Genomic DNA, 13,979 nt, shown 5'->3' on the forward strand with positions numbered 1-13,979 from the left:
GCCCGGCCGCGGGCATCGCACCTTTACGGCCAGCACGTGCATCGTGTGCCCACCGCGCCGCAGGGCGCATTCCGCAAGGTGTTGTATGACCCTCCTGGTGATCCGCCACGTGTCTCCGTCGGCGCCGCGCCCGCAGCTGCCGGCGCAGCTGGCCGGCCATCGCGTGCTGTGCAGCGACTGCACCAGCCTGTCCGAGGTACGCCAGTGCCTGTGCCAGCCGCAGGCGCGCTCGGCCGACTGGGTGCTGCTGGATGTCGGCGTGGCCGACGACGCGCAATGGCAGGCCGAGGGCGGCGCGTTGCAGGCGGCGCTGGAACGGCTGCCGGCGCAGTACATCGAGCTGCAGTCGCCCAACGAGCCCGGCCTGGATGCGCGGCTGCGCCTGCAGCACGGCCCCGCCGCGGTAGTGGTCGACCAGCGCAGCCAGCAGGCCGGCTATCCGCTGTCGCTGGCCATCGTCGGCCGTCGCCTGGCGCAGGAGGGCTGAGCCATGTCGATCTTCATCATCCGCGGCCCGGAAGCCGCCGGCGCCTTGATCCGCACGGCAATGCCACTGCCGGCGCCGGTCCTGAAGTCGCTGGTGCATCGCGCGATCGATGCCGGCACCAGCGTGGCGATCCGTGCCTGTGGCTCGGAACAGGAACTGCTGGACGCACTGCGCGTGGCCGATCACAGCCGTGGCGAAGTGACACTGCTTGACCCGGGTGCGTGCGCCAACAGCCTGCGCCTGCAGCGCCTGCTGCCCTACCTGCACAATGCCTACGTGGAGGTCCACGACGACGGCGCGGTGGCCGAGCCCTGCCTGCCGGCCGGTGTCGGCCAGCGCTTGGGCATCGCCGCCGGCTATGGCGCGCAGAGCTATGTGCTGGCGTTGGATATCGCGCTCGATCACCTCGGGTTGGCCGAGCAAGCCAACCGGGTGCACGTGGGGACGTGATCCGCTTGTGTAGAGGCGACGCCCCCCGCCGGGGGCGGGGCCCCAAAAAACCCCCCCCCGCCGGGCGGGCGCCTCAACACAAACAAACACGGCGGGGTTTCCCCCGCCGTTTTCGATTTCTTACTTCAGCCCGCGGAACTTCAGCAAAGGTTCCACCGACGGGTCCTTGCCGCGGAAATCGCGGTACAGGGTCGACAGCTCCACGCTGTTGCCGCGCGAGAGGATCTTGTCGCGGAACTCCTGGCCGTTGGCCGCCGTCAGCCCACCGTGCTCGGTGAACCACTGGTAGGCGTCATGGTCGAGCACTTCGGCCCAGAAGTAGGCGTAGTAGCCGGCCGAGTAACCGCCACCCCAGATGTGGTCGAAGTAGGTGGTGCGGTAGCGCGGCGGCACCTGCGGCAGGTCGACCTTGAACTTCTTCAGCGCGCTGGCTTCAAAGGCGCCGACATCCTGCAGCGGCGCGTCGGCCTTCTGGGTGTGCCAGGCCAGGTCCAGCAGCGCGGCAGACAGGTACTCGGTGGTCGCATAGCCCTGGTTGAAGCTGCGCGCCTTGAGGATCTTGTCGACCAGTTCCTGCGGCATCGCCTCGCCGGTCTTGTAGTGCTTGGCGTAGTTGGCGAACACCTTCGGATCCAGCGCCCAGTGCTCGTTGAACTGCGACGGGAACTCGACGAAATCACGCGAGGTGGCGGTGCCGGCAATCGAAGGGTACTTCACGTTCGAGAACATGCCGTGCAGCGCATGGCCGAACTCATGGAACATGGTGGTGACGTCGTCGAAGCTGATCAGCGCAGGCTGGCCGGCGGCCGGCTTGGTGAAGTTGCAGACGTTGTAGACCACCGGCTTGGCACCGGTCAGGCCGTCCTGTTCGACGAACACGTCCATCCAGGCGCCGCCGGACTTGCTGTCACGCTTGAAGTAGTCGGTGTAGAACAGCGCCAGCGAGGTGCCGTCCTTGTCGAACACTTCGTACACCTTCATGTCCGGGTTGTAGGTCGGAATGTCGGTACGCGGCTTGAAGGTGATGCCGTACAGCTGGGTGGCGGCGTAGAAGACGCCGTTCTGCAGCACATTGTCCAGTTCGAAGTACGGCTTGATCTGCGATTCGTCCAGATCGTACTTGGCCTTGCGCACCTGCTCGGCGTAGAAGTCCCAGTCCGAAGCGGCGACCTGGAAACCACCCTTCTGCGCGTCGATCACCTTCTGGATCTCGCCGGCTTCGGCGCGCGCCTTGGCGGTGGCGGCCGGCACGGTGTCGGTCAGCAGCTTGAGTGCCGCAGCCGGGGTCTTGGCCATCTGGTCGCCCAGCTGGTAGTCGGCGAAGGTCTCGAAGCCGAGCAGCTTGGCCTTCTGCGCACGCAGCTGGGCCAGGCGCTGCACGGTCTGCCGGGTGTCGTTGGCATCACCGCGCTCGGCGCGGGTCTCCGAGGCCTTCAGCACGGCGGCGCGCTGGTCGCGATCGCTCAGCGAGCCGAGCACCGGCTGCTGGGTGGTGTTCTGCAGCGGCAGCAGGAACTTGCCGTCCAGCTTGCGTTCCTTGGCGGCGGCTGCGGCGTTGTTGATCGCATCCTCGTCCAGGCCGGCCAGCTTGGCCTTGTCGTCGACGACGACGGCCGCAGCGGCGGTGGCGGCCACCAGGCGGGTATGGAACTGGGTGGAGAGGGTGGTCTCTTCCACGTTGAGCTTGCGCAGGGTCGCCTTGTCAGCGTCGGACAGCTGCGCACCGGCGCGCACCAGGCCGTCGTAGTAGTGCTCGACCAGGCGCTTCTGCACCGGATCCAATTCCAGCGTGTCGCGCTGGTCATAGATCGACTTCACGCGCGCGAACAGCTTCGGATCGAGATTGATCTCGTCCTGGTGCGCAGCCAGCTTTGGCGCCACTTCTTCCTGGATCTTCTGTCGTGCATCGTTGGTATCGGCCTGGACCAGGCCGAAGAAGATGCGCGAGACGCGGTTCAGCGTCTCGCCGCTGCGCTCCATCGCCACGATGGTGTTGTCGAAGGTGGCCGGCTCGCTGCTGTCGGCGATCTTGCGCACGTCGGCCAGGTGCTGGCGCATCCCCTCTTCGAACGCCGGCAGGTAGTCGCTGTCCTTGATCTTGTCGAACGGCGGCGCCTGGAACGGCAGCGTGCTCGCACTCAGCAGAGGGTTGGTGGAGGCTTCGGCCGGCTGCTGGGCCGGGGTCTTCTGGGCATCGGACACGGGGGTGGACTCCTTGCCGGAACAGGCCGCCAACGCCAGGCTGATGGCGGCGGCCAGGACTACGGTACGCGACATGTAAAACACTCCTTGGGCAGACGGTACGGGATACCAGCCCTCCACCCTACTCCTGTCGCGCTCGCCCGGCATGTGCCGGACGTGGCGTCTATGCAGCGGCCTGCGGCAGGCTCAGACCGTACCGCGGGTCTTGCCGATCCAGGGCCGGTAGAACTCGCGGATCGCGGCCATGTCGGCAGCGTCATCACCACTGGGCGTGAACAGCGGGCCGATACCGATGGTCTTTTCCGGGTAGTGGAAGTACGCGGCAAGGATCGGCACGTCAGCCATCCGGGCGATCTTCAGGAAACCGGCCTTCCAGTCCTTCACCGCCTTGCGGGTGCCCTCGGGGGTGATGGCGAACCACATCTTCTCGTTGTTGCGCAGCAGGTCCACGGCCTGTCCGACGGTGCCCTGCGGCGAGCTGCGATCGAGCGGGATCACGCCCAGCCTGTGCAGCAGCGGGCCCAGCGGCCACCAGAACAGCGACGCCTTGCCCAGTACCTTCACCTTCATGCCCAGCGCGATCTTGGCCGCCATGCCCCACAGCCCATCCCAGTTGGACGAATGCGGGGCGATGATGAAGACCAGCCTGGGAATGTCAGGCAGGGTGCCGGTCACCTTCCAGCCGCCCATGCGCAGGGTGCAGCGCGCCAGCCAGCGCAGGAAGGCGTTGGGTTTGACCTGCGGCATCTGCGGCGGCACGGCCGGCAGCAACGAAGTCGGGTTGTTCAAGCAATCACTCCCAGTCACGTGATGAGCGACCGCGCTTGATCTGCGCGCGCCCGCGTTTGGCGTCCAGACGACGCAGTTTCGACCCGAGGGTCGGCTTGGTGGCCTTGCGCGGCTTGGGCACGCTCAGCCCGGCCTGGATGAAGGCCGCCAGCCGCTCGCGCGCATCCTCGCGATTGCGATCCTGGGTCCGGAAACGTTGCGCATCGATGACCAGCACGCCTTCGCCGGTCATGCGCCGGTCACGCCGCGCCAGCAGGCGTGCGCGCAACGGTTCGGGCAACGAAGGCGAGTTGGCCACGTCGAAACGTAGTTCCACCGCGGTGGAGACCTTGTTGACGTTCTGGCCACCGGCACCGCTGGCACGCACGAACCGCTCGACGATCTCGCCGTCGGGGATTTCAAGCTGCGCGCTGATGGTGACCGGTCCACTGCCCATCCGCGCATTGTAGCGGCAGCCACGTGCCGGAGTGCGGCATCGCGCGCCGTATGCCGCCGATCAGGTACCGAACACGCCGCCTTCGCCTTGGCTGCGGGTATGCTGGCCGTCCCATGTACCGCAGGAAGCCCGCATGACCCGCACCACACCCGCCCTGCCGTCCCTGCTGCGCCGCGCCGCCCTGCTGCTGGCGCTGGCCGTGGCCAGCGTTCCGGCCCTGGCCGCGCCACCGACAGACGGCGACATCAACCGCCTGCTGTCGGCCTCGCGTGCGCAGAGCATGATCGACACCATGCTGCCGCAGATCGAGGCGATGCAGCAGCAGCAGTTCCAGCAGGTGGCCGCACAGCGCCAGCTCAATGCCCAGCAGCAGGAACAGCTGAAGCGGATCCAGGCACGCACCAGCCAGACGCTGCGCCAGGCCCTGTCGTGGCAGCAGCTGCGGCCGATGTACGTGGACCTGTACAAGAAGACGTTCAGCAAGGAAGACGTGCTGGCGATGGCCGAGTTCTACGAGAGTTCGGCCGGCCAGAGCCTGCTGGACAAGACCCCGGCGCTGATGCAGAACGTGATGGTGGCCATCCAGGCCCGCATGCAGCCGCTGTTCGCGGATCTGCAGAAGGATCTGGAGGCGATCGTCAACGAGCCGGAAAAGAAATAACGGGGTGCGCCGGGCCACGCCCGGCCGCTGGCTGTAGAGCCGAGCCCACGCTCGGCTTACGGCAGCAGCATCAGGCGTCGTCCACCTGCCAGCCAAACAGGTCCAGCGCCTTCTGGAACTCACGGTCCAGCGGTGCCCTGACATCCACGTCGCCGCCCTCCGGATGCGGGAAGCGCAGGCGCTCGGCGTGCAGCAGCATGCGGTGCACGCCCTGCATGCGGAAGATGCGGTTGTGGCGGCCATCGCCATGGCTGGTGTCGCCAATCATGTGGTGCGAGAGGTGCTTGAGGTGCCGGCGGATCTGCCGGAAGCGCCCCGTCTGTGGCTGGCAGCGCAGCAGTGCATAACGCGAACGGGTGAACTCACCGACCGGCACCGACAGCTCGCCCGTCGCCAGGCGCTGGAAGTCGGTGATCGCCGGCTTCTTCACCGGCTTGCCCGGGCCGCCATCCAGATCATGGTCCACCCGCCAGGACAGTTCCGCCGGCCATCCCCGGCAGACCGTCAGGTAGTCCTTCAGCACTTCGCCGCCCATCAACGCCTTGCCCAGCGCGCTGGCGGTCTCGCGGTCGAAGGCCAGCAGCAGGCAGCCACTGGTGGCCCGGTCCAGGCGGTGCACGAGGAAGATCGGCCGCCCCAGCTGCTCGCGCAGGCGGTCGGCCAGGAAGTCGTCTTCGCCACGGGCCAGCTTGCTGTCGTGGACCATCAGCCCGGCAGGCTTGTTGACCACGGCCAGGCGCTCATCCAGGTGCAGCAACTGCAGGGGCGCGGTGTCGGTCTCGACCGCGGCGAGGGTATCGGGTTCGGTGCTCACCGCGGGATTATCGGGGCTGGGCACTGAATGGGGTAGAGCCGGCCGCTGGCCGGCTGCCTCAGGGTCGTCTGGCTGCTGGGGTTGCCGGCCAGCGGCCGGCACTACCAGATCAGGCGCGGCCGGCCCTGCCGGATCAGGCGCGGGCAACGCTGCAGTCAGGCGCTGCGTACGGCCAGCAGCTCGCCGTTGCCAACCGGCACCAGGCTGACGCTGAAGTCCGGATCAGCGTCCAGCAGCACGCGCAGCGGTTCCATTTCCTGCGCATGCGAGGTGGCGTTGTCCACCACCAGCAGGCCCCCCGGCCGCAGCACGCGGCGCAGCTGCGGCCACCAGCCGGCGTACTGCCCGCGGTCCGAATCGAGGAACAGCAGGTCAATGCTGGCATCGACGGCCTGTGCCAGCCACGGCCCTGCATCGTCGTGAACCAGCGTGATGCGATCGGCCAGGCCACTGCGCGCGAAGGTGTCACGCGCCATCGCCGCCTTGTCCTGTGCGTATTCCAGCGTGATCACGTGGCCGTCGATGGCGGCGGCAGCCTCGGCCAGCCACAGCGTCGAATAGCCGTTGGAGGTGCCGATCTCCAGCACCCTGCGCGCGGCGCCGAAGCGGACCAGCACGGACAGGAATTCACCCGTGTCCGGCGTGATGTTGAGCATGCGGCGGCCACGCGCGCTCTCGCGGGCGTCGTTGTCGGCGCCGAAGCGTGCCAGTTCGTCCTTGAGCGCTTGCAGCATGGGACCTACTTCCACCACGCGCGCGCCAGCGCCACTGCGCCCAGCGCACCGGACAACCAGCTCCACATTGGCAGGTCGCCCCAGTACCAGCCCGGCGGCTGCAGCACGTACATGAGCGCGGCAATGGCCAGCAGGCCCACGCCAGTGATCGCCCCCACCGCGCGCTTCTGCAGGCGCTGCACGCTGGCGTCCAGAGCGGCCAGGTCGCGCGAGCGCATCGACAGTTCATGGCGGCCTTCCACCTGCTGGGTCAGCCAGGCGTGTACCAGACGTGGCATGTCCGGGGCATGGGTCATGATTTCCGGCAGGCGCTTGCCGATCTCGCGTACCACCCGGCGCGGGCTGTAGCGCTCGCGCAGGATCTTCGCCAGCACCGGCTTGGCCACCGCCCAGATGTCGATCTGCGGGTCCAGCTGGCGGCCGACGCCTTCGATGTTCAGCAGGGTCTTCTGCAGCAGGATCAGCTGGGGCTGCAGGGTCAGCTGGTAACGCTGCGCCACGCGGAACAGCTTCATCAGCACTTCGGCCAGCGAGATCTGCGACAGCGGCCGGGTGAAGTAAGGTTCGCAGACCGATCGCACCGCCGCTTCCAGATCGTCGATGCGTACGTGGTCCGGCATCCAGCGCGCCTGCACGTGCAGTTCGGCAATGCGGCGGTAGTCACGGTTGAAGATGGCCATGAAGTTCTCGGCCAGGTAGTACTGATCTTCCTGCGAGAGCTGGCCCATGATGCCGAAGTCCAGCGCGATGAAGCGCGGGTTGGCGCGACGCGCCGGATCGGTGTCGACCCAGATGTTGCCGGCATGCGCATCGGCATGGAAGAAGTTGTCGCGGAACACCTGGGTGTAGAACACCCGCACGCCCTTGGCGGCCAGCGCCTTGCGGTCGATGCCGGCCTTGTCCAGCGCGGCGATGTCGTCGGACGGAATGCCCCACACGCGCTCCAGGGTCAGTGCGCGCTCGGCCGTATGGCTCCAGATCACTTCCGGCACGTACAGGTCGTCGCTGTTTTCCCAGAAGCGGCGCAGCACGCTGGCATTGGCGCCTTCGCGCTGCAGGTCCAGCTCGGCGGCCAGGGTGTTCTCGACCTCGGCCACCACTTCGCGCGGCCGGATTTTGTCGGCGCGCGGGTGGGTGCGCTCGACCAGCGCGGCCAGCGAATTGAGCAGGGCGATGTCGGCGTCGATCTGCTTCTCGATGCCCGGGCGAAGTACCTTGACCACCACCTGGCGGCCATCGGCCAGCGTCGCCGCGTGCACCTGTGCGATCGAGGCCGAGGCCAGCGGTTCGGTGTCGAAGCTGGCGAAGGCCGCACTGACCGGCAGGCCGAGCGCGTCCTCGACGATGCGGCGCGCGGTCTCGCCATCGAACGGCTTGACCCGGTCCTGCAGCAGGGTCAGTTCATTGGCCACGTCCGGTGGCACCAGGTCGCGGCGGGTGGACAGGATCTGGCCGAACTTGACGAAGATCGGGCCGAGGTCCTGCAGCGCCAGGCGCAGGCGTGCACCGCGCGACTGTGCGGCGATGTCGGCCGAGGCCCGCGGCACGAACGGCTTGGCCAGGCGCAACCAGCGCTCGGCCGGTGTGCCCTGCAGCAGGTCGTCGAGGCGGTAACGCAGGATCACCCGGCCGATGCGGCTGGCCCGCAGCACGGCCTTCATGCGGCACCCCGCAGGCGCTGCACGCGAGCACCCAGACGCTCGACGTCATCGCGCAGCACGTCCACGTCATCGTGGAAGGCGTCCAGCTCGGCACGCGGCACCACATCGCGCGATTCCTCGGTGATGAACTCGGCGGCGCTGTGGGCCAGATCGATCGCGCCCTGGCGCGCGTGCTGCAGGCCGTTGCGCAGGGTGTTGGCAACCTGCACGCCCAGTACCTCGCCGAATACGCTGACGAAGGGCTGCTGCCAGTCCGGGTCGAAGCCCTTGGCCAGCTGCTGCAGGCGTCGCGCCAGTTCGGCATCGCCGGCCACGCGCACGCGACCCTTGCCGTTGCTGTCGCCGCGCCGCGCGTTGGCCAGCAGCGGCAGCTGCGCCAGCACGCCGGCCAGGCTGCTGCGCACGGCCAGGTCGGCTTCCTGCGCGTCCACCGGACCGACCCGCAGCTGGTCGCCGTCGACGCTGATGCGCATCGCCAGCGACGGCGCTTCCAGGGTCAGGTCGATGTGGTGGCCGTCGAGGCTGGCCAGGGCGTGGCGGGTATCCGGATCCAGCGCCAGGGCGCGGTTCAGGGCGATCTGCAGGGCGCGGCCAGCGACCGGCTTGAGGGACTTGAGCAGGGAAGGAGCCATGGGCGCATTCTACCTGCGTGGGTGGGGGGCTTGGGCCGGGCTGCCGCCCGGCACCCGCAGATGCAACAGCCAGGGCAACATCAAAAGCTGGCTATCCGTGGGATGGCGGGGTGGGTGTCGACCTTGGTCGACACGGTAGATCCACGCCATGCGTGGATGGATTTCTGGTTCATCTGTGCCTCACGCGGAGGGCCGATGAAGGTTCATGCTATGGGGCCACGCAACGCACAGGACATCGCATTCCCCATGGCACGGACCCGGGTCGGCATCATTTTCGGAGGCAAGTCTTCCGAGCACGAAGTTTCGCTGCAGTCGGCGAAGAACATCCTCGATGCGCTTGATCGCGAGCGCTTCGAGCCGGTGCTGGTCGGTATCGACAAGCAGGGTCAGTGGCATCTGAGCCAACCCGATACCTTCCTGATCAATGCCGATGATCCGTCGCGCATCGCCCTGCATCGGTCCGGTACGTCGCTGGCGGTGCGCCCGGGCGCCGAGCAGGCGCAGCTGCAGCCGTGCGATGCGGCCAGCGCGCTCGGCCAGATCGATGTGGTGCTGCCGATCGTGCACGGGCCACTGGGCGAGGACGGTGCGCTGCAGGGGCTGCTGCGCATGGCCAACCTGCCCTTCGTCGGTTCACCGGTACTGGGTTCGGCGGTGGCGATGGACAAGGACGTGACCAAGCGCCTGCTGCGCGACGCCGGGCTGCAGGTGGCACCGTGGCTGTGCATCCGTCGCCATCAGGCGGCGGCAGTCGATGTCGATGCGGTGATCGCGCAGCTCGGCCTGCCGTTGTTCGTGAAGCCGGCCAACCAGGGTTCGTCAGTGGGGGTGAGCAAGGTCAAGGATGCAGCGGGCTTCGCCGAGGCGCTGGCATTGGCGCTGCGCTACGACCACAAGGTGCTGGTGGAATCGGCGGTGGTCGGCCGCGAGATCGAGTGCGCGGTGCTGGGCAATGCGCATCCGCAGGCCAGCCTGTGCGGCGAGGTAGTGGTACACGACGAGTTCTACACCTACGACACCAAGTACATCAACGACGATGGCGCCGACGTGGTGGTGCCGGCAGACATTGATGGCACAACGCAGGCGCGTATCCAGCAGATCGCGCTTCAGGCCTACCGGGCGCTGGAGTGCGCGGGCATGGCGCGCGTGGATGTATTCCTCACCGCAGCGGGCGGGATCGTCATCAACGAGGTCAACACGCTGCCGGGCTTCACCCGCATCAGCATGTACCCGAAGCTATGGGGCGCCAGCGGCGTGGACTACACCACGCTGATCACGCGCCTGATCGAACTGGCGCTGGAGCGCCACGAGGCCGATCGCGGATTGCACAGCGCCGTGTAGCGGCGCTGTGTGTAGCGTCGAGCCATGCTCGATGATCCTCTGTAGAGTCGAGCCATGCTCGACTCACGAGAAGCAGTCGAGCACGCTCGACTCTACAAAGGGGCGTGCCGACCAACGATCGGCACCCACCGGAAAGAGCAGTGCCGGCCGGCGGCCGGCACCACCCTGCGGTCTACTAGCCTCGCTTGCGGAACATCGAGATCACCGCAAGGATCAGGAACACCACGAACAGGATCCAGGCGATGTTCGTTGCGGCGCCGGCGATACCGGAGAAACCCAGAACGGCGGCGATGATGGCGATGACAAAGAAGATGATGGCGTAGTGCAGCATGGCGCTCCTCGCGGGTGGTCGAGCCTTGGATGGCGTGGGTCCATCCTCCCGATCCTGCGGTGTGCAACCAGTGATGGCGATCTATGCAGCAGATGAAGCCTTCAGCCTGCGCAGCCCTTCTTCGATGCTGACTTGCGGCACGTAGCCGAAGTCACGGCGCGCCGGTTCCATGCTGTACCAGTGTGGCGTACACAGCTGTTCGGCCAGGAAACGGGTCAGCGGCGGCTCCCCGCGCAGTCGCAGCAGCGGCCACAGCCGCTCGCAGACAGCGCCGATGCGGTAGGCGGTCTTGAAGCTGATCGCCTTGTCCACCGTCGGCGCACCCACCGCAGCCAACAGCTTGTTCACCAGCTCGCGCATCGGCAACGGCTCGCCATTGGAGATGAAGTAGGCCTTGCCCGCGCACGCAGCGCCCGGTGCCAACGCTTCGAAGGCGAGGAAGTGCGCCAGCGCGGCATTGTCGATGTAGGTGGTATCGACCTTGTTGCTGCCATCGCCCACCAGGCGCAGGCGGCCCTGCCGCGCACGCTCGGCCAGGCGCGGCACCAGCTGCTGATCGCCAGGGCCCCAGATCAGGCGCGGACGCAACGCCATCGTCGCCAACGCGACATCGTTGGCGGCCAGCACGCGCTGTTCGGCGATCGCCTTGGTGGCCGCGTACGGCGCCTGGAAATCTTCGCCGTACGGCACCTCGTCGGCGCCGAGGCCTTCCACCGGATGGGTGGCGCGATGGGTCACGCTGGGCGTGGAGGTGTAGACCAGCCTGCCGATGCGGTGCGCGCGGCAGGCTGCGATGACGTTGTCGGTGCCGACCACATTGGCCTGGTGGTAGCTGTCATAGCTGCCCCACGCGCCGGCCTTGGCACCATTGTGGAACACCGCATCGACGCCGGCCACGGCATGCAGCACCGCCTGCGCATCGGCCAGATCACCGCGGATCTGGCCCACGCCCATCGCCTGCAGTTCGGGGTAGTGGCTGCGGTTGAACGCCAGCACCTGGTGGCCACGCTCAACCAGCCCGCGGCACAGCGCCTGGCCGAGGAAACCACCGCCGCCGGTGACCAGGATTTTCATGCGCGCTTCTCCAGTTCGGCGCCGGCCCAGACGGCGAGCTTTTCGCGGCCGATCTTGGCGTTGTGACGGATATCGACGGGGAACGCCGGATGCACCAGGACGTGCTGCAGGTTCGCATCGGGCAACCGTGCGGCGGCTTTCGCACGCAGGGCCTCGCGCAAGGCCGGGCTGTCGCTCTGCCCGCGCTGCAGTTCCACGCACAGCACCGGTACCTGTGCACCGGCCGGGCCAACACCCACCAGGGCCGTGCGCGCCACGCCGGGCACGGTGTTGAACACCGGCTCGACCTGTTCGGTGTACAACGGCCCCTGCGCGGTTTCCACGCGATGGGTCTTGCGGCCGCAGAACCACAGACGGCCCTGTGCATCAAAGTAGCCCACGTCGCCCATGCGATGGACGATGCGGGTGCTGCCATCGGCCAGCGTCTCGCGGATCTTCGCCGCCGCGGTGGCCTGCGGGCGGTTGAAGTAGCTGTCGGTGGCGGTTGGGCCGGCCACAGTGATTTCTCCCACCTCGCCGGTGGCCAGCACACGTGCCTGCGACCAGTCGGCCAGCGGCGCGTCATCGATGGCGATGATGCGGACCTCGTTCGGTTCCACCACGCTGCCCACGCAGGTGCCAGCGCCGGCCTCGGTGGCGGCGCGGGTGCGCTCCAGCTCACGACCCTCCACCACTGCCACCGGCAGGCACTCGGTGGCGCCATAGGGAGTCCAGAACTGCGCATCGGCCGGCAGCAGGCTGCGGATGGTGGCGACCACGTCCGGCGGCACCGGTGCACCGGCCGAGGTCACCCGGGTCACCGTCGGCAGCGGCCGGCCATGCTTCGCCAGCACCCGCATCAGCGCGGGCGAACCAAACAGCTGGGTCACGCCGAAGCGCTGGATGGCATCGTGCAGGCGTGCCGGGTCGGCCTGCGCCGGCCGCGTCGGGTCCATGTCCGGGATCACCGAGGTCAGGCCCAGCGCCGGGTCGAACAAGGCAAACGGCGGGAAGGTCGGCAGGTCCACCCCGCCCGCTTCCATGCCGAAGGCACTGCCCAGCAGCTGGATCTGGCCGACGAAATGGCGGTGGCGGTAGACCACGCCCTTGGGCACGCCGGTGGAGCCACTGGTGAACAGGATCGCGGCCATGTCCTCGCCATCGGTGTCGGCCAGCATCGGCCCAGCGCTGGCGCCGGCGCGCTCCAGCGCGGCCAGGCTGGTGCCGCCCCAGCCGAGGCGGCGGCCGACAGTGACCAGGCGGGTCGCCGAGGGCGCCCAGCGCAGCGCCAGCCGCGCCACATGCGCCAGTGGAATGCCGATGAAGGCCTGCGGCTGCGCCTCGTCCAGGCACTGCTTCAGGGCGCGCTTGTCGATGCCCGGGTCGACCAGCACCGGCACCGCCCCCAGCTTGAACAGCGCGAACATCAGCAGGAAGAATTCCGGCGAGGGCCGCACCATCACCACCGTGCGCACCCCGCGGCCGATCCCGTAGCCGGCCAGACCGGCGGCCATGGCGTCGCTGCGGGCATCCAGCTGGCGGTAATCGAGGGTGACGTCGTAGGCGGCCATGCCGTTGCCGGCGCCTCGGCGGCCCGGGCAGCGGATGGCGATCTGATCGGGGCGTTCACGCGCCAGTTCAGGCAGGCGCGCGGCAATGTTGCAGGGTCGGTTCATCTGTTCATTGTCGCCGCTTACGGAATTTCTTGCGCGGCGGCCGACTTCGTGGAAAATCCGCACCCTCGTTCCCGATTCCGACTGCCGCCCGAGGCGGCTTGCCCATGCAACATCCCTGCATGACCTGCGGCGCCTGCTGCACCCAATACCGCGTGGCCTTCCACTGGATGGAATCGGACGAGGTCACCCCCGGCGGCGTGCCGCACCAGCTTACCGAGGTGCTGGACCCGCATCGCCTGTGCATGCGCGGCACCCATTCCAAGCCGGTGCGCTGCGTCGCGCTGGATGCGCAGATCGGCGTGTATTCACGCTGCACCATCCACCCCAACCGGCCCAGCGTGTGCCGCGAGGTGGATGCATCGTGGGAGTATGGCAAGGCCAGCCCGCAGTGCGACAAGGCGCGCATCGCCTATGGCCTGGATCCTTTGACGCCGGCCGACTGGCGCTGGCGCGATGACGCCGACAATGACGACGACCATCCGGACGACAACGGCAACAGCCCTTCCTCGCCGCCGCAGGCGCCGGTCGCCGCGTAATGGTAGTGCCGGCCGCTGGCCGGCCACCGCATCAACCCTTCGGGTGTGGGGGCCCCCCCCGGGGGCCCCCCCCCCCGGCATGTGTCGGGGGTGTGGCCCGCGGGGGGGCGGCCACACCGATCAGATCGGGTTGGCGTCCAGGAACGCGCGGATTTCCGGCACCAGCACCTCGTGCT

At 68.0% G+C, this 13,979-nt stretch carries 15 protein-coding genes; 5 read left to right on the forward strand and 10 right to left on the reverse strand.

Going from position 1 to position 13,979, the window contains the following annotated elements; all coding sequences use genetic code 11:
• Positions 1 to 85: 85 nt before the first annotated feature.
• Both R5H29_RS00995 and R5H29_RS01000 read left to right on the forward strand, forming a co-directional pair.
• Positions 86 to 487: a hypothetical protein gene (locus R5H29_RS00995; protein ID WP_332328589.1), complete on the forward strand. Its 402-nt coding sequence runs from the start codon at positions 86 to 88 to the stop codon at positions 485 to 487.
• A 3-nt stretch (positions 488 to 490) separates the two neighbouring features.
• Entirely contained in the window at positions 491 to 937 is a 447-nt protein-coding gene (locus R5H29_RS01000) for a 3-dehydroquinate dehydratase (RefSeq protein ID WP_004153636.1), read from the forward strand.
• Positions 938 to 1,057: 120 nt separating this feature from the next.
• On the opposite strand, the gene dcp is transcribed toward R5H29_RS01000, so the two are convergent.
• From dcp to arfB, 3 genes are all read right to left on the reverse strand, one after another.
• Positions 1,058 to 3,214: a peptidyl-dipeptidase Dcp gene (dcp, locus tag R5H29_RS01005; RefSeq protein WP_019661886.1), complete on the reverse strand. Its 2,157-nt coding sequence runs from the start codon at positions 3,212 to 3,214 to the stop codon at positions 1,058 to 1,060.
• A gap of 111 nt (positions 3,215 to 3,325) precedes the next feature.
• A complete protein-coding gene (locus tag R5H29_RS01010; protein ID WP_010487088.1) occupies positions 3,326 to 3,928 on the reverse strand; it encodes a lysophospholipid acyltransferase family protein in 603 nt (200 codons plus the stop codon).
• A 4-nt stretch (positions 3,929 to 3,932) separates the two neighbouring features.
• Entirely contained in the window at positions 3,933 to 4,364 is a 432-nt protein-coding gene (arfB, locus tag R5H29_RS01015) for an alternative ribosome rescue aminoacyl-tRNA hydrolase ArfB (protein ID WP_005420755.1), read from the reverse strand.
• Between the two features lie 133 nt (positions 4,365 to 4,497).
• On the opposite strand from arfB, the gene R5H29_RS01020 reads away from it, so the two are divergent.
• Positions 4,498 to 5,025: a DUF2059 domain-containing protein gene (locus R5H29_RS01020; protein WP_019661887.1), complete on the forward strand. Its 528-nt coding sequence runs from the start codon at positions 4,498 to 4,500 to the stop codon at positions 5,023 to 5,025.
• A 70-nt stretch (positions 5,026 to 5,095) separates the two neighbouring features.
• On the opposite strand, the gene R5H29_RS01025 is transcribed toward R5H29_RS01020, so the two are convergent.
• The 4 genes from R5H29_RS01025 to R5H29_RS01040 all read right to left on the reverse strand — a co-directional run bounded on the left by R5H29_RS01025 (position 5,096) and on the right by R5H29_RS01040 (position 8,866).
• Positions 5,096 to 5,839: a pseudouridine synthase gene (locus tag R5H29_RS01025; RefSeq protein ID WP_134729721.1), complete on the reverse strand. Its 744-nt coding sequence runs from the start codon at positions 5,837 to 5,839 to the stop codon at positions 5,096 to 5,098.
• A 155-nt stretch (positions 5,840 to 5,994) separates the two neighbouring features.
• The gene (locus tag R5H29_RS01030) at positions 5,995 to 6,573 is read right to left on the reverse strand and encodes an O-methyltransferase (protein ID WP_019661889.1); all 579 of its coding nucleotides are present in this window, start codon (positions 6,571 to 6,573) and stop codon (positions 5,995 to 5,997) included.
• A gap of 5 nt (positions 6,574 to 6,578) precedes the next feature.
• The gene (gene ubiB, locus R5H29_RS01035; RefSeq protein ID WP_058979718.1) at positions 6,579 to 8,234 is read right to left on the reverse strand and encodes a ubiquinone biosynthesis regulatory protein kinase UbiB; all 1,656 of its coding nucleotides are present in this window, start codon (positions 8,232 to 8,234) and stop codon (positions 6,579 to 6,581) included.
• The gene (locus R5H29_RS01040; protein ID WP_155028798.1) at positions 8,231 to 8,866 is read right to left on the reverse strand and encodes an SCP2 domain-containing protein; all 636 of its coding nucleotides are present in this window, start codon (positions 8,864 to 8,866) and stop codon (positions 8,231 to 8,233) included. The genes ubiB and R5H29_RS01040 overlap by 4 nt, the downstream gene beginning before the upstream one ends.
• Positions 8,867 to 9,112: 246 nt before the next feature.
• Between R5H29_RS01040 and ddlA the strand changes: the two genes are divergently transcribed.
• Complete coding sequence (gene ddlA, locus R5H29_RS01045) at positions 9,113 to 10,207, forward strand: D-alanine--D-alanine ligase (protein ID WP_332328590.1); 1,095 nt, start codon at positions 9,113 to 9,115, stop codon at positions 10,205 to 10,207.
• Between the two features lie 175 nt (positions 10,208 to 10,382).
• Here the strand turns inward: ddlA and R5H29_RS01050 are convergent, their stop codons facing one another.
• The 3 genes from R5H29_RS01050 to oleC all read right to left on the reverse strand — a co-directional run bounded on the left by R5H29_RS01050 (position 10,383) and on the right by oleC (position 13,267).
• Complete coding sequence (locus tag R5H29_RS01050) at positions 10,383 to 10,538, reverse strand: DUF1328 domain-containing protein (protein ID WP_005407633.1); 156 nt, start codon at positions 10,536 to 10,538, stop codon at positions 10,383 to 10,385.
• Between the two features lie 81 nt (positions 10,539 to 10,619).
• Entirely contained in the window at positions 10,620 to 11,612 is a 993-nt protein-coding gene (gene oleD / locus R5H29_RS01055) for a 2-alkyl-3-oxoalkanoate reductase (protein ID WP_332328591.1), read from the reverse strand.
• A complete protein-coding gene (gene oleC / locus R5H29_RS01060) occupies positions 11,609 to 13,267 on the reverse strand; it encodes an olefin beta-lactone synthetase (RefSeq protein ID WP_164144813.1) in 1,659 nt (552 codons plus the stop codon). Before oleC ends, oleD begins: the two co-directional genes overlap by 4 nt.
• A gap of 104 nt (positions 13,268 to 13,371) precedes the next feature.
• Between oleC and R5H29_RS01065 the strand changes: the two genes are divergently transcribed.
• Entirely contained in the window at positions 13,372 to 13,803 is a 432-nt protein-coding gene (locus R5H29_RS01065; RefSeq protein ID WP_005407630.1) for a YkgJ family cysteine cluster protein, read from the forward strand.
• Positions 13,804 to 13,979 lie beyond the last annotated feature (176 nt).

Source organism: Stenotrophomonas sp. A3_2 (assembly GCF_036624925.1).
GTDB classification, from domain to species: Bacteria; Pseudomonadota; Gammaproteobacteria; order Xanthomonadales; family Xanthomonadaceae; genus Stenotrophomonas; species Stenotrophomonas hibiscicola.

Excerpts from the sequence above, each read along its gene's own strand:
- R5H29_RS00995 (WP_332328589.1), top strand. The coding sequence starts at position 86 with ATGACCCTCCTGGTGATCCGCCACGTGTCTCCGTCGGCGCCGCGCCCG.
- R5H29_RS01000 (WP_004153636.1), top strand. The coding sequence starts at position 491 with ATGTCGATCTTCATCATCCGCGGCCCGGAAGCCGCCGGCGCCTTGATC.
- dcp (WP_019661886.1), bottom strand. The coding sequence starts at position 3,214 with ATGTCGCGTACCGTAGTCCTGGCCGCCGCCATCAGCCTGGCGTTGGCG.
- arfB (WP_005420755.1), bottom strand. The coding sequence starts at position 4,364 with ATGGGCAGTGGACCGGTCACCATCAGCGCGCAGCTTGAAATCCCCGAC.
- R5H29_RS01020 (WP_019661887.1), top strand. The coding sequence starts at position 4,498 with ATGACCCGCACCACACCCGCCCTGCCGTCCCTGCTGCGCCGCGCCGCC.
- R5H29_RS01030 (WP_019661889.1), bottom strand. The coding sequence starts at position 6,573 with ATGCTGCAAGCGCTCAAGGACGAACTGGCACGCTTCGGCGCCGACAAC.
- ubiB (WP_058979718.1), bottom strand. The coding sequence starts at position 8,234 with ATGAAGGCCGTGCTGCGGGCCAGCCGCATCGGCCGGGTGATCCTGCGT.
- R5H29_RS01040 (WP_155028798.1), bottom strand. The coding sequence starts at position 8,866 with ATGGCTCCTTCCCTGCTCAAGTCCCTCAAGCCGGTCGCTGGCCGCGCC.
- ddlA (WP_332328590.1), top strand. The coding sequence starts at position 9,113 with ATGGCACGGACCCGGGTCGGCATCATTTTCGGAGGCAAGTCTTCCGAG.
- R5H29_RS01050 (WP_005407633.1), bottom strand. The coding sequence starts at position 10,538 with ATGCTGCACTACGCCATCATCTTCTTTGTCATCGCCATCATCGCCGCC.
- oleD (WP_332328591.1), bottom strand. The coding sequence starts at position 11,612 with ATGAAAATCCTGGTCACCGGCGGCGGTGGTTTCCTCGGCCAGGCGCTG.
- oleC (WP_164144813.1), bottom strand. The coding sequence starts at position 13,267 with ATGAACCGACCCTGCAACATTGCCGCGCGCCTGCCTGAACTGGCGCGT.
- R5H29_RS01065 (WP_005407630.1), top strand. The coding sequence starts at position 13,372 with ATGCAACATCCCTGCATGACCTGCGGCGCCTGCTGCACCCAATACCGC.